The sequence below is a fragment of the Acuticoccus kandeliae genome, assembly GCF_003073115.1.
Genome location: NZ_QBBV01000005.1, coordinates 82,934 through 102,090 on the forward strand (window position 1 = coordinate 82,934; position 19,157 = coordinate 102,090).

The following is a 19,157-nucleotide window of genomic DNA, read 5'->3' on the forward strand; positions in this document are numbered from 1 at the left end:
GAGGCACCGATGTACCAATATGATGGATATGATCAGGCGTTCGTCGCCGCCCGCGCCGCGGAGTTCCGCGACCAGGTCGGCCGCCGTCTCGCCGGTCAGCTCACCGAGGACGAGTTCAAGCCGCTGCGGCTGAAGAACGGCCTCTACCTCCAGCTTCACGCCTACATGCTGCGCGTGGCGATCCCCTACGGCGTCCTCTCGTCCGACCAGATGCGCACCCTCGCCCATCTCGCCGAGCGCTACGACCGCGGCTATGGCCACTTCACGACGCGCCAGAACATCCAGTTCAACTGGACGCAGCTGAAGGACGTGCCGGACATGCTCGACATTCTCGCCGAGGCGGGAATGCACGCGATCCAGACCTCCGGCAACTGCATCCGCAACGTCACGACCGACGCCTTCGCCGGCGTCGCGGGGGACGAGGAGGTCGACCCGCGCGCGACGTGCGAGCTCCTGCGCCAGTGGTCCTCGCTCCACCCCGAGTTCGCCTTCCTGCCGCGCAAGTTCAAGATCGCGGTGATCGGGGCGGATGCCGACCGTGCGGCGATGAAGTTCCACGATATCGGCCTGCGCGCCCGGCCGGGCGAGGACGGCCGTCCGCGCTACGACATCTGGGTCGGCGGCGGTCAGGGCCGCACGCCGCGCGTCGCGCAGCTCTTCGAGGAGGACGTCGCGTTCGAGCGGATGCTCCCGACGCTCGACGCGATGCTGCGCGTCTACAATCTGCTCGGCCGGCGGGACAACAAGTACAAGGCCCGCATCAAGATCCTCGTCGCCGAGATGGGTCTCGAGGCCTACCGCGCCGAGGTCTATGCCGACCTCGACGGGCGTGACCTCACCCCGTTCGCGGCGGCCGGTGCCGAGTATGACCGCATCGCCGCCCACTTCGACGACGCTTCCGTCTCCGCCGCGGCCGACGAGCGCATCGCCGCGAAGGGCGCGTTCGCCGAATGGCTCGACCAGAACGTCACCGCGCACAAGGTGGCGGGCTATGCGGTCGTCTCCATCTCGCTGAAGGCGCGCGGGGCGATCCCGGGCGACGCAACGGGCGAGGACATGCGCGCCGTCGCCGACCTCGCGGACGACTTCTCGCGCGGCGAGATCCGCGTGACGCACCGCCAGAATCTCGTGCTGCCCTTCGTGCCGAAGAGCGCGCTGCGCGAGGTCTATGAGCGGCTCGTCGATGCGGGGCTCGAGACCGGCAATATCGGGCTCAGCAGCGACATCATCGCCTGCCCCGGTCTCGATTATTGCGCGCTCGCGACCGCCCGCTCGATCCCGATCGCGCAGGCGCTGTCGGAGACGCTGCGGGCGCGCGAGATCCGTGTGCGTTCGGCCGGCGGCGACCCGTCCGGGCCGACGCTCAACATCTCCGGCTGCATCAACGCGTGCGGCCACCACCACGCCGCCAATATCGGCATTCTCGGCCTCAACAAGGCCGAGCGCGAGAGCTACCAGATCACCCTCGGCGGCCGCGCCGACGAGGGCGCGTCGATCGGCGAGATCCTCGGCCCCGGCTTCAGCGCCGACGAGGTTCCGGACGTCGTCTCGCGCATTCTGGACACCTGGGACGCCAACCGCGTCGCGGGTGAGGCCTTCGCCGACACCTACGCACGGCTCGGCAAGGACGTGTTCAAGGCTGCGATCTACGAGGAGCGCCTCAATGTGGCTGCTTGAGGATGACGGCACGTTCGACCACCACGAGGCGGTCGACACCGGCCACGAAATCGCCGGCGAGGCGGCGCCGCGGGACCTGCCGAACCACGCGGTGATCACCGTGCGCTTCGGCGGCTACGCCGACGGGCGCGGCTTCTCCACCGCGAACCGGCTGCGCGCCATGGGCTTCGGCGGCCGCCTCATCGCGGCGGGGCCGCTCGCGCCCGACCAGGCGCGCCACGCCTTCCAGTCGGGCTTCGATGCGATCCTCGTCGAGGACGCGACCGCGAACCGGCATGGCGAGGCGTCCTGGCGCTTCGCGATCCGCCACTCGGTCGGCGACCTCTACGTCTCGGGCGTCGGCTCGCGCGGGCCCGAGCGCGGCATCTGGCGCGCCCGGCACGACCACTGATCCTATCCTTCCAATAAGGGGCGGGCTTTCAACCCGTGCATCTTATGACCACCATTCCCTCCGAGACGGTGCTCGAGACGCGTCATTATACCGACGATCTCTTCTCCTTCCGCACCACCCGGCCTCAGTCCTTCCGCTTCCGCTCCGGCGAGTTCGCGATGCTTGGCCTGCCGCAGGAGAACGGCAAGCCGCTCCTGCGCGCCTACTCGATCGCGAGCCCGAACTGGAGCGACGACCTCGAATTCTTCTCCATCAAGGTCCCGGACGGGCCGCTCACCTCGCGCCTCGCCAACGTGAAGCCGGGCGACCAGATCCTGCTCCGGCCGAAGCCGACCGGCACGCTGGTGCTCGACGCGCTCTTGCCCGGCCGCACCCTCTGGCTCGTCTCGACCGGCACGGGCATCGCGCCCTTCGCCTCGGTCGCGCGCGACCCGGAGACCTATGAGCGCTTCGAGCGCGTCGTCCTCACCCACACCTGCCGCAAGGCGGACGAGTTGCAGTACGGCATCGACGTCGTCGACGGCATCCGGCGCGACCCGATCCTGTCGGAGATCGTCGGCAACCGCCTCAGCCACATCGCCTCCGTCACGCGCGAGAACGCGGGACCGGGGACGCTGGAGGGGCGCGTCACCGATCTCATCCGCTCGGGCGAATTGTTCGAGGCGAGCGAGCTCCCCGCATGGTCGCCCGAGAACGACCGCGTGATGATCTGCGGCTCGACCGCCATGATCGCCGACACCCGCGCGCTTTGCGAGGACGCCGGTCTCGAAGAAGGCTCCAACTCCGCGCCCGGCCGCTTCGTGGTCGAAAAGGCGTTCGTCGGCTGAGGCCGGCGCGCCGCGCAGGGAACATCCCAATGCTCGACATTCCTGGCCGCACGGTTCGCGCGCTCGCAACCGACCTCGACGCGCGCTACGGCAACCTCGCTCCCGAGGACGTCCTCGACGGCGTGATCCATTGCTTCGGCGACCGGATCGCGCTCGTCTCCTCCTTCGGCGCGGACTCCATCGCGCTCCTCCACCTCGTGGCCGAGGTGAAGCGGGACATTCCCGTCCTCTTCCTGGAGACGGGGATGCATTTCGAGGAGACGCTCCGCTATCGCGACGACGTGGCGAAGCGGCTCGGCCTCACCAACGTGATCGACCTCGAGCCGGTCTTCATCGAGCTCTCCCGCGAGGATCCGGCGGGCGATCTCCACATCTCCGACCCGGACGCGTGCTGCTCGCTGCGCAAGGTGCGTCCGCTCAACGAGGCGCTGAAGAACTATGACGCCTGGATCACCGGGCGGCGCCGCCACCAGACCTTCGCGCGCAGCACGATGGCGGTGGTGGAGCCCGACGGGCCGCGCATCAAGGTGAACCCGATCGCGTCCTGGGAGCAGTCCGACGTCGACGCCTATATCGACGCCCACGCGCTGCCGCGCCATCCGCTCGTCGCGGAAGGCTTCCCCTCGATCGGGTGCGCCGTCTGCACGGTGCGGCCGGGCGCGGGCGGCGACGCGCGTGATGGCCGCTGGAAGGGCTTCACGAAGACGGAGTGCGGGATTCACTTCTCGCGCTGAGGCGGGCCCCAAGGGGTCGGTCGCCTCGCCGAACGATCGCGATTGTTCAGCGAGGCGCCAACCTCACCCAGACTTCGGTTCAGCTGTGGGAGAGGCGCCGAAACCGCAGCCGGTGGGAAGAGAGAGACGGGTCCGCAGACAAACGGACACCAACAAAGGTTGTACCGCGAATTCACATCCGCACGATGAAGATGTCAACCATTTATAGAAGAAATGGAATTTTTGCGTCAGATATCGCGTGAAAGTGCTTCGCCAATTCGTTCACTTTCCGACCATTGGGTTTCACGAAATCGTTGATCCGTCGCGCCAATCTCGACTCAAAATTGCTAACTCGGCACAGCGATACCACCGGCGTCCGGCCGATACCGGTGGCGCATCCGTTCCAGATTTCCCCCGAATGTCCCGAAAAAGCGCCGTCCGCCGCCCTCTGAGGCTGGCGGCATGACGACGCATCACCCTCTCTCTCCCCCGGCTCCGGCGCGTCGTTAGAGGCGGTCGGCGATCCAGTCTGCCACCATCGGGCGGTAGTGCCAGGGGATGTTGTTGCAGACGTGGTTGCCGTCCGGGAAGATGTGGAGCGCGGCCGAGCCGCCCGCCCAGTCGGCCTGCCGCTTCGCCTCTTCCGGCGGAAAGATCCGGTCCCGCCCGCCGTGGAGCACCAGCGCGGGACAGGCCGGCGGCGGCGCGCCGGCGAGGGTGAAGGCGGCGGCCCGCGCCTCGGCATCCGCCGCGTCCACTCCACCCAGCGCGTAGCGCATGTTGTCCCGGTAGACCGGCGGGAAGGCCGGCCACATCCCGGCGAGTTCGAAGAAGCCGTTGATGGAGACGACCGCCGCGAGCTCCGGCAGCGCCGCCGCCGCGCGCAGCGCGAGGTGCCCGCCGAACGCCATCCCGACGAGGCCGACCCCGCCATAGCGCGCCGCGTCGGTGAGCGCGTCGAGGAGCGCGCGGAGCGCGGACGAGATGTCCGCCCTCAGCGGCCCGAGCGCCCGCCCCTCCCCCTGCCCCGGCCCGTCGAGCGAGACCGTCGCCATCCCGCGCTTCAGGAAATTCTCCTCCAGCGCGCCGAACTCCTCCTTTGTGGAATCGGAGCCGGGGACGAGGATCACCGTGCCGCGCGGGGCGGCCGGGACGCGCTGATAGGCGTGGAGCGCGTCGCCCTCGAAGGGGATCGTGAGGCGGTGCGCGGGCGGGGCGAGGAAGGGCGCGGCGCGCTCATAATAGGCGAGCTTGCGCGTCGTCGCGGCGGCCTTCTGGTCGAGATCGTCGAAGAACATGAACTGCGCGAAGTGGTTCATGAGGGCGGCGCGCGCGTAGGCCTCGCCGGCCGTCAGCGTGTGGCCGGCAGCCTCGGCCCGTGCGCCGATCGCGGCGTGGTGCTCGGCCGCCTCCGACCAGGCGCGGCACCAGTTCTCCCAGGTCCCCGCCTCGTCCATCACCGCGCGCGCGGTGGCGGACGGGATGCCCGCGACCTCCATCCGGGGCAGCCAGTGCCCCGCGACCTCCGTGAGACGGTTCTCCGCCATTCTCGTTCCTCCCGTTGCGCCGGACGAGGATCCGGCGCGTGAGCCGGGCCGGCCCGACGGGATCCGGGCGGGCCGTCCGGCGATCTTTATCCGCGCTGCACGAGGATCGCTCCGGCAAGGACCATCGCGAGACCGAGGAGGCGCATCATCGTCATCGGCCGCATCTGGAGGCCGAAGGCGCCGAAATGGTCCGCGATCATCGCGCCGACAAGCTGCCCGCCCACGACGCACACGAAGAAGAGAAGCGCGCCGATCACCGGCGCGATCGTGACGCCCCCCGCGACGAAGATCGCGCCGACGGTGCCGGCGAGGTAGATCCACCACGGCACGGAGGTGAGCGCGGCACGGCTGAAATCGGCGTGGCGCCCCATGAAGGCGAAGAGGACGATCGCGCTGAGGAACGCGACGAAGACGGAGATGGCCGACGCGCCGATCGGGCTATGAACGGCGCGCGCCAGGACGGAGTTCATCGCCGGCTGGATCGAGATCAGCCCGCCGATGACGACGGCCGCGAGCATGTATGCCCATGCCATGGAAGGTATCCTTTGGAGGAAGAAGACAAACGGAAGGGGCCGCACCCGGACCCCTGCCCGAATGTCAGCGGGCGGACATTGCCCGCGCAACCCGCCTCTCGGCAAGGTGGGGATACTTTTCGGTGAGGAGCGCGCCGAAATAATAGGTCGTCGCGAAGGCCGGGGTTTGCCGCAAGGCATCGAACCAGCGGGCAACGGCGGGCTTGTCGGCCCAGCTCGTCTCGAGGTCGATGTCGGCCATGCGCACGATCACGGGCATGATCGCGATGTCGGCGAGCGTCAGCCTCTCGCCCATCAGCCACGGGCCGCCCGACTGGTCGAGCCACTCGGCCATGCGCGTGACGGCGCGGTCGAGCCGGCCGAGCGCCTCGTCCATCTCCGCCTTCGGGAAGCCGGTGCGGCCCATCTTCATCAGGAACTCGCGGCGCAGCGGCTTGGAATCGCACAGCGCCTGGAACTCCGCCTCGCTCATCGCCTGGAAGTGGGGGAGGAAGGCGAGATTGTAGGAGGGGACGCGCACGGCCGGCGTCGGCACCTCGTCGATATAGCGGATCATCGCGCGCATCCGCGCCCGCTCGACCGGATCGTCCGGCACCAGCGGGACGGCGTGATCGATCTCGTCGAGATATTCCATGATCACGGCCGAATCGATCACCGGCCGGCCGTCATGCAGGAGCGTCGGCACGACCCCGTTCGGGTTGATCGCGAGATAGTCCGGCTTCAACTGGTCGCCGGCGAAGAGGTCGAGCTTGACCTCCTCGAACGGCGCCCCCTTGGCGTTCAGCGTGTAGCGCACGCGCTGGCTGCAGGTGGATTGGGGCGCGTTGTAGAGGACGAATTCGGCCATCGTCAGTCCCAATTCAAGATGCGCGGCAGGCGGCCCGACTTTGCGAGCGTGCCCACGATGCCGAGGGGGAAGAACATCAGGGCGAGCGCCATGATGAGGCCGGTCGCGAGGACGTTGATCTCGGACGCGCCGAACATCGCGACGCAGAATTCGTTGAAGGCGACGATGAGGATCGCGCCGATCACCGGCCCCGCGATCGTCCCCTTCCCGCCGAGGATGCACATGAGGACCATGTTCACCGAGACGAGGATGATGAGGAAGATGTTGGGGCGGATGTAGGAGAGATATTCGCCCCACACCGCCCCCGCCATGCCGACGAAGAAGGCCGAGATCGCGAAGGCGAGCGTCTTGTAGAAGCGCGTGTCGATGCCGGCGCTCTCGGCCTTGATCTCGTCCTTGGAGATGGCGCGCAGGCCGAGCCCGAACTTCGAGTGCTTGATGCGGTAGGTGACCCACACCGTCACCGCCGCCATCACGATGAACGCGTAATAGTAGGGCAGCTTCGACCAGACGACCGGCAGGTCGATCTGCGGGATCGAGATGCCCGCCGCCCCGCCGACGAAGTGCCAGTTGTCGAAGAGGATGCGCGCGATCATGACGAGGGCGAGCGAGGAGATGATGAAGGACGGCCCGCGCACCTTCAGCGAGATGCGCCCGATGCCGTAGCCCACCGCCGCGCACACGAGCCCGGCGAGCGGGGCGGTGATCAGCGTCGTGATCCCGTAGCGCGCGAAGATCATCCCCGCGAAATAGCCGCCAATCGCGAAGAAGACGTTGTGGCCGAGCGAGACGTAGCCCGCGAAGCCGCCCAGGATGTTCCAGCCGGACGCCATCACCACGTACATCGCCGTGTAGAGCGTGAGGTGGATGACGTAATTGTAGTTCGTGCCGGTGAGCTGGAGGAGCGGCAGCGCCAGGAGGACGACGAGGAGCGCGATCGGAAACCAGGTGGCGCGCGTCTTGTCGGCCTTCGCGGCGAGCTTCTCGTTGTAGGCCCGCCGCGCAGCGAGCACGGAGGACTGGTCCATCACAGTCATGATGCAAGCTCCGGTTTCTCGCCGAACAGGCCCTCCGGGCGGACGATGAGGATGACGAAGAGGGCAAGGAAGAAGGTCAGCGTCGACCAGGTCGCCCCGACCCACGCGCCGACGAAGGCCGCGATGACCGACAGGAGGAATGCGGCGACGACGGTGCCGAGGATCGAGCCCATGCCGCCGAGGACGACGAGCGACATCAGGATCGCGATCCACTCCCAGTGCTTGGCCGGGAAGAAGGAGAAGACGAAGGAGACGAGCGCGCCCGCCGCCCCCGCGAGCCCCAGCCCGATCGCAAAGCTCACCATCGAGACGCGGTTGACGTTGACGCCGAGGAGCGCGGCCGCCTCCCGGTTCTGCGTCGTCGCCCGGATCGCGTAGCCGAAGTGCGAATATTTCAGGAAGAGGGCGAGGCCGACGATGATGACGAGCGAGACGATCCCGGCATAGAGCTGGCCGGTCGGGATGAAGACGTCGCCGATGAAGATCGCGTCGGTCGCGTAGTCCGGCGAGGTGACGCGCTGCGTGTTGGAGAAGGCCGTGCCGAGCCCGCCCTCCACGATCATCGCGATCGCAAAGGTGAGGAGCACCGTCATCTCCGAATAGGTCGCCGCCTGCGCCTCGCGCTCGAAGACGAGCTTGTAGAGGATGATGCCCGTCGCCGCGAGGATGACGACCGACACCGGCAGCATCACGAGCGGGTCGATCCCGTAGAGGCGGAAGCCCCAATAGGCGACATAGGCCCCGCCGATGATGAGCGCGGGGTGGGCAAGGTTCACGATCCGCATCACGCCGAAGACGAGCGAGAGGCCGGAGCCCATCAGCGCGAAGACGCCGCCGAGCGCGAGGCCGAGGATCAGGATCTGGATGACCTCTCCCATCACGCCGCCCTCTTCCCGCCGAGATAGAGTTCCTGGATGCGCTCGTCGGAGAGGACCTCGCGCGCCGGCCCCTCGAAAAGGGTGCGGCCGAGATCGAGGACGACGCCCCAGTCGGCGTTACGCAGACCCCAGAGCGCATTCTGCTCCACGAGCAGGATGGTGATCCCGTCGCGCGCCATCATCGCCATGATGTCGAACATCTCCTGCACGATCTTCGGGGCGAGGCCGAGCGAGGGCTCGTCGAGCATCACGATCGCGGGGCGGATGATCATCGTGCGCGCCATCGCGAGCGTCTGCTGCTGGCCACCGGACATCGTCCCGGCGCGCTGGTGGGCGCGCTCCTTCAGGATCGGGAAGCGCTCGCACACCTCGTCGATGCGCCGCTCAAGCTCGTGCTTGTCCTCCAGGATGTAGCCGCCCATGCGCAAATTCTCGCGCACGGTCATCTTCGGAAAGAGCGCGCGCTCCTGCGGGACGAAGGCGATGCCGCGCCGCATGATCTGGTCCGGCCGCAGCCCGTTGAGGCGCTCGCCCTTGAAGCGGACCTCGCCCTTGCGGATCTTCAGCATCCCGGCGATCGCCTTCAGGAGCGTCGACTTGCCCGCCCCGTTCGGGCCGATGATGCAGTGGACCTTGCCGGGCTCCACGGTGAGGTGGGCGCCGTCGAGGATCGCGGGCCCGTCGCCATAGCCGGCGGTGATGTCGGTGACTTCGAGGAGCTCGCCCATCAGGCCGCCTCCTCGAGCGCGCCGCCGAGATAGGCCTCGAGGACCAGCGGGTCCTTGCGCACCTCGTCCGGCGTCCCGTCGGCGATGACCTGCCCCTGCGCCATCACCACGACGTGGTGCGACAGGCGCATGATGAGGTCCATGTTGTGCTCGACGATGAGGACGGTGAGGCCGGCCGCGTTCAGCTTGCGGATGTGGCCGATGATGTCTTCGAGGAGCGAGGGGTTCACCCCGCCGGCGGGCTCGTCGAGAAGGACGATCTTCGGGTCGCTCATCAGGAGCGCGGCGAAGTCCATCAGCTTCTTCTGCCCGTAGGAGAGGTTGTGCCCGTCCTCGTGGGCGAGGCGCGTGATCCCGAGGAAGTCGAGGATCCCCATCGCCTTGTCGACCTCCTCCGGCGACATCGCCGGACGCAGGAGGTCGCGCCATCCGCTGACTTTCGCCTGGCAGATGATGTTTTCGAGCACGGTCATGTCCGCGAGATTTCGCGAGATCTGGAACGTGCGCGACAGCCCCTTCTCGGTCACCTTGTGCGGGCGGAGCTGGTCGATCCGCTCGCCGTCCAGCCACACCTCGCCCGAGGTCGGGGTCATGGTGCGGCTGATACAGTTGAAGGCGGTGGTCTTGCCGGCGCCGTTCGGGCCGATCAGCGCCGTGATCTCGCCCTTGCGCGCGGTGAAGGAGCAGTCGTCGACGGCGCGGATCCCGCCGAAATGCTTGCAGAGTTTCTTGACCGTCAGCATCGCTTCGATCCCCTGTCGGAGGGAAGGGGGACCCGGCCCTCAGGCCGGGTCGGGTCCGATCGTCAGAAGCCGCCCTTCGGGTAGCTCATCTTGGCGACGCCCTCGAACTCGTCGGTCGGATAGACGAACTGCAATTCGCCGTTGTTCCACTGAGTCATGAGGAAGGGCTTGTCGACGGGAAGGCCGATCTCGTCCCAGGCGAAGCGGCCGAGGATGGTGCGCACGGGCTCGGCCTTGGTGCGCGCCGACAGCCATTCGCCGAGCTTGGCATTGTCGGTCGTCTCGGCTCCGCGCATCGCCTGCTCGATCGCCTGGCAGACCGCGAACGGGATCGCGCTGTCTTCGTCGGGCGCCTCGCCGAACTGCTCTTGAAACGTTTCAACGAAGTCGGCGTTGGAGAATTCCTCCCCCGCGAGAAGCGAGGTGAAGGGCGCGGCCTGGTGCCATGATGTGTGGATCAGGATCCCGTCGCCGGCCGTTCCCGTGCCCTCGTGGAACTCGGCCTGCGTGCCTTGGCTGAGATAGACGAGCTTCGGCGTCGCCCGCACCGTCTTCAGCGCGCGGGTAAGCTGCACCGCCTCTTCGGCCGACGCGGTGAGGCCGATGATGAGGTCGGCGCCCGACTGCTTGATCGAGTTCGCAAGGTTCAGCCAGTCGTTGAAGCCTTCTTCGGGCCACTTCTCGGAGAACACCACCTCGATCCCCGCATCGGCGAGATAGCCGGGGGCGAGGTCGGCGACGACGCTGCCGTTCGCCGGGTCCGTCACCGTGGAGCCGAGGAGCCCCGCCTCGATCGCGTTCGCGAAGAAGTCGTCGGCGGAGACAACGGCGGCCGTCTTGGGCGCGTCGTCGGCGGGGACGAGGTCGCGGATCACGTCGCGCAGGCTGGAGCCCACATATTCGGCGGCGTTCGGCTGGAAGTAGAAGAGGTTCTTGTGACCCTGCGTGTAGATCCGCAGCGCGCCGCCGGCCGGGATCGGGTGCACCATGTTGTACTTGTTGAGGATGTTCGCGACCGGGAATGTCAGCCGCGAGGAGAAGGTCCCGTAGACCGCATCCACGCCGTCGACATTGATGAACCGCTCATACTGATTGATCGCGGTCGCCGGATCGGAGCGATTGTCCGAAACGATCAGGTCGATCTTCTTGCCGAGAACGCCGCCCCTGTCGTTGATGAGGTCGACACAGAGTTGATATCCCTGGCGATGCTTCTGACCGGCGATCGAGAAGTTCCCGGTCAGCGGCAGAGACGCACCAATCTTGATCGTATCCTGTGCTTGCGCGGCGCCCGTGATGAGAAACGCGGCGGCGGCAAGTAGCCCGGTCGTTCTAAGCATGGATTTCCTCCCCTGGAAATGACGGTGCGGCGCCCGAATTATCGATCTCGGGTCACCGCGAGCGGCTCTTCTCTATTCGGCGGCCTCCGCAATCACTTCGAGACCTGTCGGCATGGGTCGCTCCTCGCTTTCGAGCGTGACGCCCGCCCCGAGCGCGACGGTCTCGAGAAGGGCGGCGAAGTCTTTCTGAAGGTAGGCGTCCGGGTCGTCCTGCAGCGTCGCTGCGCCGAAATGGGCCTGCAGCGCCTCGCGCGTCGCCGCCGTCACCGGCATCGGCACGTCGAGATCGCGGCCCGCGGCGAGCCCCAGATCGAGGTCCTTGCGCAGGAGAGCGGGTGTGAAGGTCGTCGTCCAGTCGAGATTGACGAAGGCGTTCGTCTTGTAGCGGGTGAAGATCGAGCCCATCACCGAATCGTTGATGAATTCGAGGAAGGCGGCGCGCGGGACGCCCGCCTTCTGGGCGAGGATCGTGATCTCGGCGAGGTTTTGCGTCACGACGCCCAGAAGCACGTTGTGCGCGATCTTGCAGAAGCGCGAGAGCTCGCCCTCCCCCACATAGGCGCAGCCGCGCGGCGCGAAGCACTCGATGAGGTCCTTCACCTTGTCGTAGGCCGCGCGCGGGCCGGAGGCGACGGCCGACAACTTGCCGGCCTTCACGCACTTGCCGTTGCCCGACACGGGCGCGGCGACGAGAACGGTGCCGAATTCGCCAAGGCGCGCGCGGATTTCGGCCGACTGGTCGACCCCGATCGACGAGCAGTCGACGAAGATCTTCGGCACCTTGCCGCCTTTCCCGCCCGACAGCACGCCGTCCGGACCGAAATAGACAGCCTCCACGTCCTTGCCGGTGGAGACCATGGTGAAGAGCACGTCGCATCCGGCAAGGTCGCGCGGGCTGTCCACCAGCACCGCGCCCTTGGCCGCGAGCGGCGCCGCCTTTTCCCGCGTCCGGTTCCAGATGTGGACCACATGCCCCGCCTTCACGAGGCGCTCGGCCATCGGATAGCCCATCCGACCCATGCCGATCCAACCGATCGTCAGATCACCCATCACACGCTCCTTCGGTCGTTCTACCGGTCCGCCCGTCGTGCGGCGGCTCGCCAATTCTTCTCGCGGACGACGCGGCGTCCTTGTTCTTTTTGTCCGGCGCGGCGGACCGGCGCGTCGCCGTCCCCCGCCCTCCCTTCGGCGCTCCGGCCGGCCCGTCCGGGCCGCGGCCAAAGAGCCTTGCAAACGATTGCACCGACGTTACCTCGCGTAAAACGACACGTCAATCGTTGATGCAACCGATTGCATCTGACATGAATCGCGAAGCGTTCCAGACTTCGCGTGAAAGGCCATGAACAAGCGCGTCACCCTCAAAGACATCGCCAGGGCGACCGGATTCCACGTCTCCACGGTCTCGCGCGCGCTCGATCTCAACTCGCGCATCACCCTCACCGAGGACGTCGTGCGGCAGATCCGCGAGGCGGCGGACGCGATGGGCTACCGGCGCAACCGCGTCGCCTCCGGCCTCAGGACGAACCGCACCATGACGATCGGCGTCGTCATCCCCGACATCACGAACGACCTCTTCCCGCCGATCGTGCGCGGGATCGAGAGCGTGCTGGAGCCGGAGGGCTACGCCTCCATCATCGTCAACACGGACAATCTGCCCGAGCGCGAGATCCGCCTCGTCGACGTGCTCACCGAGCGCGGGGTGGACGGGATCCTCCACGCCGCCCCGCTGCGCACCGACACCAGCATTTCAGGGCTCCTGCGCCAGGGCATCCCCGTCGTCACCCTCAACCGCCGCATCGAGGGCTCGACCGTCCCCTATGTCGTGAACGACGAGCGGGCCGGCATCGAGATGATGCTGCGCCACCTCCACGAAGCGGGCCACCGCAGGATCGCCCACATCGCCGGCCCCCAGGCGCTCTCCACGGGCGCGGTCCGCCTCGAAGCCTTCCGCGACACCTGCGCCGCGCTCGGCCTCGACGAAAAGGCCTGCCCCATCGCCGTCTCGGAACGGTTCGACGACGACGAAGGCCGCCGCTGCGCGGCCGAGCTTCTCGACGGCAAGGCCGCCTTCACCGCGATCCTCGCCGCGAACGACCGCCTCGCCCTCGGCGCGATCGACACCTTGAAGAAGGCCGGGCGCGCCGTTCCGACGGACGTCTCCGTCACCGGCTTCAACGACCTCCCCTCGCTCCAGCTCATCGAGCCGAAGCTCACCACCATCCGCATCCAGCATTTCGAGGCGGGCCGCGCCGCCGCGCGCATCCTCCTCTCCATGCTCCTCCACCCGGAGGAAGAGATCGCGACCGAAACCGTGCTCCCGGTCGAGATCGTCGCGCGCGAAAGCGTGGCGCCGCCAGACAATCGCAAAGTCAAAAAGCAGGCTTGATCCTTCGCTTTTTGCAGATCGGACAAGCCGAAACATCCAGACTGGATATCTAGCGAGTTGACTTCATCCGGTCACAGTGGGATTTGTGGACGTAAACTTGTGCGAACGATTGCACGCCAAGTGCATTCGCGCCGCCACCCTCGATCGTGACCACACGACAGGGCACACGAACACCGGAGGACGCCCGATGAACAAAGCTCTCAACCCGCGCATCCTGCAGCCCGGCGACGCCGATCCGAACTGGGCGTGGGAGCGGCACATCCCGTCCCTCGGCCACACGGCGACCGACTTCGAGCGCCGCGTCGACTTCGACCGCCTGCGCGCCTACCGCCTCAGCCGGGCGAAGGACGCGCTGAAGAAATCCGATTGCGGCGCCCTCCTCCTCTTCGACGTGAACAATATCCGCTACGTGACCGGCACGAAGATCGGCGAATGGGAGCGCGACAAGCTCTGCCGCTTCGCGCTGCTCGCCGGGGACGCGGAGCCGTATGTGTGGGATTTCGGCTCGGCCGCCGTCCACCACCGCCTCTATGCCGACTGGCTGAACCCCGACCATTGCCGCGCCGGCGTCGTCGGGATGCGCGGCACGATCCCGCCCTCCTTCGGCCTCATGAAGCACTATGCCGAGGAGATCGCGGATCTTCTGCGCCAGGCGGGCGTCGGCGACATGCCCGTCGGCCTCGACATCGCCGAGACCGCGATGTTCTTCGAATTGCAGAAGGCCGGGATCAACATCGTCGACGGCCAGCAGGTCATGCTCGACGCGCGCGAGATCAAGAATATCGACGAGATCCAGCTTCTGAACCAGGCCGCCTCGATGGTCGATGGCGTCTATCACATGATCTACGAGGAGCTGAAGCCGGGCATCCGCGAGAACGACATCGTCGCGATGGCCAACAAGATGCTCTACGAGATGGGCTCGGACGACGTGGAGGCGATCAACGCGATCTCCGGCGAGCGCTGCAACCCGCACCCGCACAACTTCACCGACCGCTATTTCCGCCCCGGCGACCAGGCCTTCTTCGACATCCTGCAGTCCTATCAGGGCTACCGGACCTGCTACTATCGCACCTTCAATGTCGGCCGCGCGACGCCCGTCCAGAACGACGCCTATGTGCGCTGCCGCGAGTGGCTCGACGCCGCGATCGCGCTGATCCGCCCCGGCGTCGGGACCGACGAGGTGGCGAACGCGTGGCCGGCCGCCCCCGAATTCGGCTTCCCTGACGAGCTCTCCGCCTTCGGCCTCCAGTTCGGCCACGGGCTCGGCCTCGCCCTCCACGAGCGCCCGATCATCAGCCGCGTGTGCAGCCTCGAGAACCCGATGGAGATCAAGACCGGCATGGTCTTCGCGCTCGAGACCTACTGCCCCGCCGCCGACGGCTACTCGGCCGCCCGCATCGAGGAGGAGGTCGTCGTCACCGACAAGGGCTGCCAGGTGATCAGCCTCTTCCCGGCCGAAGACCTCCCCATCGCGAACCGCTACTGAGGAGGCCGGCGATGGCAGACACGATAGCCTCCACCGTGGACGGGGCGGCGCGCGAAAATGCCGAGGCCTATCTGCGCATGTTCCGCCAGATGGTGAAGATCCGCACCTTCGAGGACAACGCCAACGAGCTCTACCTCACCGCAAAGATGCCCGGCCTCACCCACATGTATTCGGGCCAGGAGGCGGTGGCGGTCGGAATCTGCGAGGCGCTGGAGCGCACCGACAAGATCACCTCGACCCATCGCGGCCACGGCCATTGCGTGGCGAAGGGCGCCGAGTTCAAGGCGATGTTCTGCGAGCTTCTCGGCAAGGCGGAGGGCTATTGCCGCGGCAAGGGCGGCTCGATGCACATCGCCGACCAGGACAACGGCAATCTCGGCGCGAACGCCATCGTCGGCGGCTCGGCGGGGATCGCGACGGGCGCGGCCCTCGCCGCCAAGCGCCTCAAGACCGGCGCCGTCTCGGTCTGCTTCTTCGGCGACGGCGCGCTCGGCCAGGGCCTCCTCTATGAGTGCATGAACATGGCCGCGCTCTGGTCGCTCCCGGTGATCTACGCCTGCGAGAACAATCTCTATGGCGAGTACACCAAGGTGGAGGAGATGGCCGCCGGCGCGCTGACGGCCCGCGCGAAGGCCTTCGGCATCGAGACGCACGAGGTCGACGGACAGGACGTCCTCGCCGTGAACCGCCTCGCCGCGAGCCTTGTCGGCCGCGCCCGGCAGGGTGAGGGCCCCTTCTTCGTGGTCCTCAACACCTACCGCTATCACGGCCACCATGTGGGCGACATCAACCGCGACTATTACCGCTCGAAGGCCGAGGAGGCCGAGTGGCGGCGCGACCGCGACCCGATCACCAATTTCGGCAAGTGGCTGACCGCACAGGGCATCGCGAGCGCGGACGAGCTCGACACCATCACCCGCACGATCGGCGAGGAGGCGAAGGCCGCCGTCGACTACGCCCTCGCCGCCCCCTATCCGGGCGCGGAGGAGGTCACGATGCACGTCTACGTGGCCGCCTGACGATGCCCGCTCCCCTTCCATCGCGGACGGGGGCGCCTTCCGGGCACGCCCGCGCCGCCATCCCCCTCCCGTTCCGGTGGTGGGACACCACCCTGGCGACGTTCCGGCGGAGCCGACACCTTCAGGACCGCGCCGAAGGCCGCGCGGGTCAAGGCCGAAGAGCGCAGCGTGCCTTGAGGCGCGCGGCCTTCGGCGCGAGAATTCTCCAACCGGGTCGCCCCATGGCACGACGCACGGTCCGCCGCGCGCGCCTTGCGGACGGCGGAAACGGCTAGACCATGCGCGAACTCACATTATCGAAGGCCGTCAACGAGGCGATCGCCGAGGAGATGCGGCGCGACCCGACCATCATCCTGATGGGGGAGGACGTCGCGGAGGCCGGCACGCCGTTCAAGGTGCTCTCCGGCCTCGTCGAGGAGTTCGGCACGGAGCGCATCGTCGACACGCCGATCTCCGAGCCCGGCTTCACCGGCATCGCCGTCGGCGCCGCGATGACCGGGATGCGCCCGATCGTCGACATCATGTTCGGCGACTTCCTCTTCCTCATCATGGACCAGCTCTGCAACCAGGCCGCCAAGACGCACTACATGTCCGGCGGCAAGCTCTCGGTCCCGCTGACGGTGCGCACCAACATGGGCGCGACGCGCCGCTCGGCCGCGCAGCACTCCCAGTCGCTCCACGCCCTCGCCGCGCACATTCCCGGCCTCAAGGTCGCGATGCCCTCCTCCGCCTACGAGGCGAAGGGGCTTTTGAAGACCGCGATCCGCGACAACAATCCCTGCATCATCTTCGAAGACAAGCTGATGTATCAGGACAAGGCGCCGGTGCCGGAGGAGGAATATCTCATCCCCTTCGGCAAGGCCGAGGTGCTGCGCGAGGGGCGCGACATCACCTTCGTCGCCACCTCCTCCATGCGTCAGGTCGCCGAGAAGGCGGCTGTGCTCCTCGAAAAGGACGGGGTGTCGGCCGAGATCATCGACCCGCGCACCATCGTCCCGCTCGACGAGGAGACGATCCTCGCCTCGGTGCGCAAGACCTCCCGCGCCATCGTCATCGACGAGGGCCACCAGAGTTTCGGGGTGACGGCCGAGATCGCCGCGCGCATCAGCGAGAAGGCCTTCTATCATCTCGACGCCCCGGTCGGGCGGATGGGCGCGATGGACGTGCCCGTCCCCTTCTCTCCCGCCCTCGAGGACCTCACCGTGCCGACGCCCGAGCGGCTCGTGGAGCGCACGATGGCGACGCTGCGCGGGGAGCCCTTCCATGGCGCATGACGTGCTGATGCCCCAGCTCGGCATGGTCCAGGACGCGGGGCTGATCGTCGCCTGGCACAAGAAGCCGGGCGACACGGTCGCGGCCGACGACGTGCTGATGGAGGTCGAGACCGACAAGGCGACGATGGAGGTGCCCGCCGGCCGCGACGGCATCCTCGCCGAGATCCGCGCCGAGGCCGGCACCGAGGTGCCGGTCGGCGACATCATCGCCGTCATCGCCGCCGACGCCGCCGAGGCGAAGGCCCTGCCATCGGCCGCCGCACCGGCCGCCCCCGCCGCCTCGCCCGCCGCCCCGGCGGAGCCCGCCAGATCCGCGAGCCCGGCGGAGCCGGCGCGGTCCGCGCCCACTGCCACCCCGGCGAAGCCGCCGGCACCTCCATCCGCGCCGACCGCGAACGGCCGCACCAACGGCGCGGCGCCGGCCGAGGCCGCGCCGCCCGCATCCGGCGGCCGCGTGTTCGCGACGCCGAAGGCGCGCCGCCTCGCGGCCGAGCGGGGCATCGACCTTGCCGCCCTCCTGAAGGCGGGCGCGCGCGAGCCGATCCTCGCCGCCGCCGTCGCCGCCGCGCCTGAGCCGGCCCTCACGCCCATCCAGGCGGCCCGCCCCGCCGCCGCACCCACCTCGTCCCTGAGCACCCTCGTCGCGACCGCCCCGCGCGCCGCCTTCGAGGTCCTTCTTGCGGAGGCCGATCCCGCGCCGCCGCGTGCGGCCGCCCTCGCGGCCTTCGCGGCCGGCGCGTGGCGTGCCGCGCACGAGGATGCCCCGCGCGTCACCATCGCCTGCCGGGCGCTCTCCGCCCCACCGATCGTCCTCACCGACCCGGACCGCCGCCCCCTCTCCCGCCTGGCCGCGGACGAGGCACCGGCCGCCCCCGACATCGCCCTCTTCGACCTCACCGGAAGCCGCCTCAGCGGCTACAGGCCCGCCGGGGCGGAAACCCTCTTCACGGTCACCCGCGAGGGGGAGACCTATTCGATCACCCTCAGCTTCGACGAGGAGACGCTCCCGCTGGAGCGCGCCGCCACCCTCCTCGACGATTTCGCGCGCCGGATCGAAGACCCGATCCGCCAGCTCCTCTGATGGCCCGCAGGCATCACCCCCCGATGGCCCCCGCCTTGCAGCCGGGCGAGCGCCCGCGCCAGCGGCGGGCGATCATTCCCAGGGGAAATCCATGACCAGATTCACGCGCGCCAGCCTCGCCCTCGCCCTTCTTCTGACGCCCGCCATCGCCGCCGCCGACGACATGGTCTCGCCGAACGGGGTGAAGACGCTCGCCCCCGAGGGCATGTTCGAAACGACAGGCACCTGGAATCTCGGCACCCGCGCCGGCGACTTCGTCTATGTCGCGGGGATGCGCGGCATCGTGCCGGCGACGAACCAGCTCGCCGAAGGGCCCGAGGCGCGCATCCGCCAGGGGTTCGAGAACATGAAGGCGATCGCCGAATCGGAGGGCGCAAGCCTGCGCGACGCGGTCCGCATCGTCGTCTACGTCACCGACATGTACCGCTATCGCCCCATCGTGAACAAAGTGCAGGAGGAGATGTGGGGCGGCAGCGGCTACCCGCCGCGCACCATCATCGAGGTCGACCGCCTCAATCAGGACGACATCTTCGAGGTTGAGGGTACATTCTACGCCCCGCTGAACTAACTCTTGGGTGTCGCGGCCGATGTCCCGCCGACCTTGACGACCCCGGCCAGGGCGCATCGCCCTGGCCAGCCACGCGGGACGCGAC

19 protein-coding genes are annotated in these 19,157 nt (G+C 68.0%); 10 read left to right on the top strand and 9 right to left on the bottom strand.

The features are described 5' to 3' along the window. Nucleotides 1-9 precede the first annotated feature (9 nt). From DBV35_RS27215 to DBV35_RS27230, 4 genes are read left to right on the top strand one after another with little or no spacing between them, the layout of a single operon-like run. On the top strand, nucleotides 10-1,677 hold the full coding sequence (locus DBV35_RS27215; protein ID WP_108663568.1) for a nitrite/sulfite reductase: 1,668 nt from the start codon (nucleotides 10-12) through the stop codon (nucleotides 1,675-1,677). Next, a complete protein-coding gene (locus DBV35_RS27220; protein WP_108663569.1) occupies nucleotides 1,664-2,068 on the top strand; it encodes a DUF934 domain-containing protein in 405 nt (134 codons plus the stop codon). The genes DBV35_RS27215 and DBV35_RS27220 overlap by 14 nt, the downstream gene beginning before the upstream one ends. Nucleotides 2,069-2,112: 44 nt before the next feature. Next, nucleotides 2,113-2,895, top strand: coding sequence for a ferredoxin--NADP reductase (locus DBV35_RS27225; protein WP_108663570.1), 783 nt, complete (start codon nucleotides 2,113-2,115; stop codon nucleotides 2,893-2,895). A gap of 29 nt (nucleotides 2,896-2,924) precedes the next feature. After that, entirely contained in the window at nucleotides 2,925-3,629 is a 705-nt protein-coding gene (locus tag DBV35_RS27230) for a phosphoadenylyl-sulfate reductase (RefSeq protein ID WP_108663571.1), read from the top strand. Nucleotides 3,630-4,114: 485 nt separating this feature from the next. On the opposite strand, the gene DBV35_RS27235 is transcribed toward DBV35_RS27230, so the two are convergent. The 9 genes from DBV35_RS27235 to DBV35_RS27275 form a co-directional block, all read right to left on the bottom strand. Then, a complete protein-coding gene (locus DBV35_RS27235; RefSeq protein ID WP_108663572.1) occupies nucleotides 4,115-5,155 on the bottom strand; it encodes an alpha/beta hydrolase family protein in 1,041 nt (346 codons plus the stop codon). Nucleotides 5,156-5,241: 86 nt separating this feature from the next. Further along, on the bottom strand, nucleotides 5,242-5,688 hold the full coding sequence (locus DBV35_RS27240) for a DMT family transporter (protein WP_157962009.1): 447 nt from the start codon (nucleotides 5,686-5,688) through the stop codon (nucleotides 5,242-5,244). Nucleotides 5,689-5,752: 64 nt separating this feature from the next. Beyond that, entirely contained in the window at nucleotides 5,753-6,535 is a 783-nt protein-coding gene (locus tag DBV35_RS27245; RefSeq protein WP_108663574.1) for a glutathione S-transferase family protein, read from the bottom strand. Between the two features lie 2 nt (nucleotides 6,536-6,537). Continuing rightward, entirely contained in the window at nucleotides 6,538-7,572 is a 1,035-nt protein-coding gene (locus DBV35_RS27250) for a branched-chain amino acid ABC transporter permease (protein ID WP_108663575.1), read from the bottom strand. Continuing rightward, nucleotides 7,569-8,450 carry a branched-chain amino acid ABC transporter permease gene (locus DBV35_RS27255; RefSeq protein WP_108663576.1) on the bottom strand — a complete coding sequence of 294 codons (882 nt, stop codon included), beginning with the start codon at nucleotides 8,448-8,450 and terminating at the stop codon, nucleotides 7,569-7,571. The genes DBV35_RS27250 and DBV35_RS27255 overlap by 4 nt, the downstream gene beginning before the upstream one ends. Beyond that, nucleotides 8,450-9,178: an ABC transporter ATP-binding protein gene (locus DBV35_RS27260; RefSeq protein ID WP_108663577.1), complete on the bottom strand. Its 729-nt coding sequence runs from the start codon at nucleotides 9,176-9,178 to the stop codon at nucleotides 8,450-8,452. Before DBV35_RS27260 ends, DBV35_RS27255 begins: the two co-directional genes overlap by 1 nt. After that, nucleotides 9,178-9,921 carry an ABC transporter ATP-binding protein gene (locus DBV35_RS27265; protein ID WP_108663578.1) on the bottom strand — a complete coding sequence of 248 codons (744 nt, stop codon included), beginning with the start codon at nucleotides 9,919-9,921 and terminating at the stop codon, nucleotides 9,178-9,180. Before DBV35_RS27265 ends, DBV35_RS27260 begins: the two co-directional genes overlap by 1 nt. 62 nt (nucleotides 9,922-9,983) lie before the next feature. Then, nucleotides 9,984-11,258: an amino acid ABC transporter substrate-binding protein gene (locus DBV35_RS27270; RefSeq protein ID WP_108663579.1), complete on the bottom strand. Its 1,275-nt coding sequence runs from the start codon at nucleotides 11,256-11,258 to the stop codon at nucleotides 9,984-9,986. A gap of 72 nt (nucleotides 11,259-11,330) precedes the next feature. After that, the gene (locus DBV35_RS27275) at nucleotides 11,331-12,308 is read right to left on the bottom strand and encodes an NAD(P)-dependent oxidoreductase (protein WP_108663580.1); all 978 of its coding nucleotides are present in this window, start codon (nucleotides 12,306-12,308) and stop codon (nucleotides 11,331-11,333) included. Between the two features lie 289 nt (nucleotides 12,309-12,597). Between DBV35_RS27275 and DBV35_RS27280 the strand changes: the two genes are divergently transcribed. From DBV35_RS27280 to DBV35_RS27305, 6 genes are all read left to right on the top strand, one after another. Next, nucleotides 12,598-13,644 (top strand): LacI family DNA-binding transcriptional regulator, encoded by a 1,047-nt coding sequence (locus DBV35_RS27280; RefSeq protein WP_108663581.1) that lies wholly within the window; start codon nucleotides 12,598-12,600, stop codon nucleotides 13,642-13,644. A gap of 187 nt (nucleotides 13,645-13,831) precedes the next feature. Then, nucleotides 13,832-15,130: a M24 family metallopeptidase gene (locus DBV35_RS27285; RefSeq protein WP_108663582.1), complete on the top strand. Its 1,299-nt coding sequence runs from the start codon at nucleotides 13,832-13,834 to the stop codon at nucleotides 15,128-15,130. 11 nt (nucleotides 15,131-15,141) lie between these two features. After that, entirely contained in the window at nucleotides 15,142-16,149 is a 1,008-nt protein-coding gene (locus tag DBV35_RS27290) for a thiamine pyrophosphate-dependent dehydrogenase E1 component subunit alpha (RefSeq protein WP_108663583.1), read from the top strand. Between the two features lie 278 nt (nucleotides 16,150-16,427). Beyond that, entirely contained in the window at nucleotides 16,428-17,423 is a 996-nt protein-coding gene (locus DBV35_RS27295; RefSeq protein ID WP_108663584.1) for an alpha-ketoacid dehydrogenase subunit beta, read from the top strand. Next, complete coding sequence (locus DBV35_RS27300) at nucleotides 17,413-18,504, top strand: biotin/lipoyl-containing protein (protein WP_108663585.1); 1,092 nt, start codon at nucleotides 17,413-17,415, stop codon at nucleotides 18,502-18,504. Before DBV35_RS27295 ends, DBV35_RS27300 begins: the two co-directional genes overlap by 11 nt. A gap of 91 nt (nucleotides 18,505-18,595) precedes the next feature. Beyond that, nucleotides 18,596-19,072: a RidA family protein gene (locus DBV35_RS27305; RefSeq protein ID WP_108663586.1), complete on the top strand. Its 477-nt coding sequence runs from the start codon at nucleotides 18,596-18,598 to the stop codon at nucleotides 19,070-19,072. Nucleotides 19,073-19,157 lie beyond the last annotated feature (85 nt).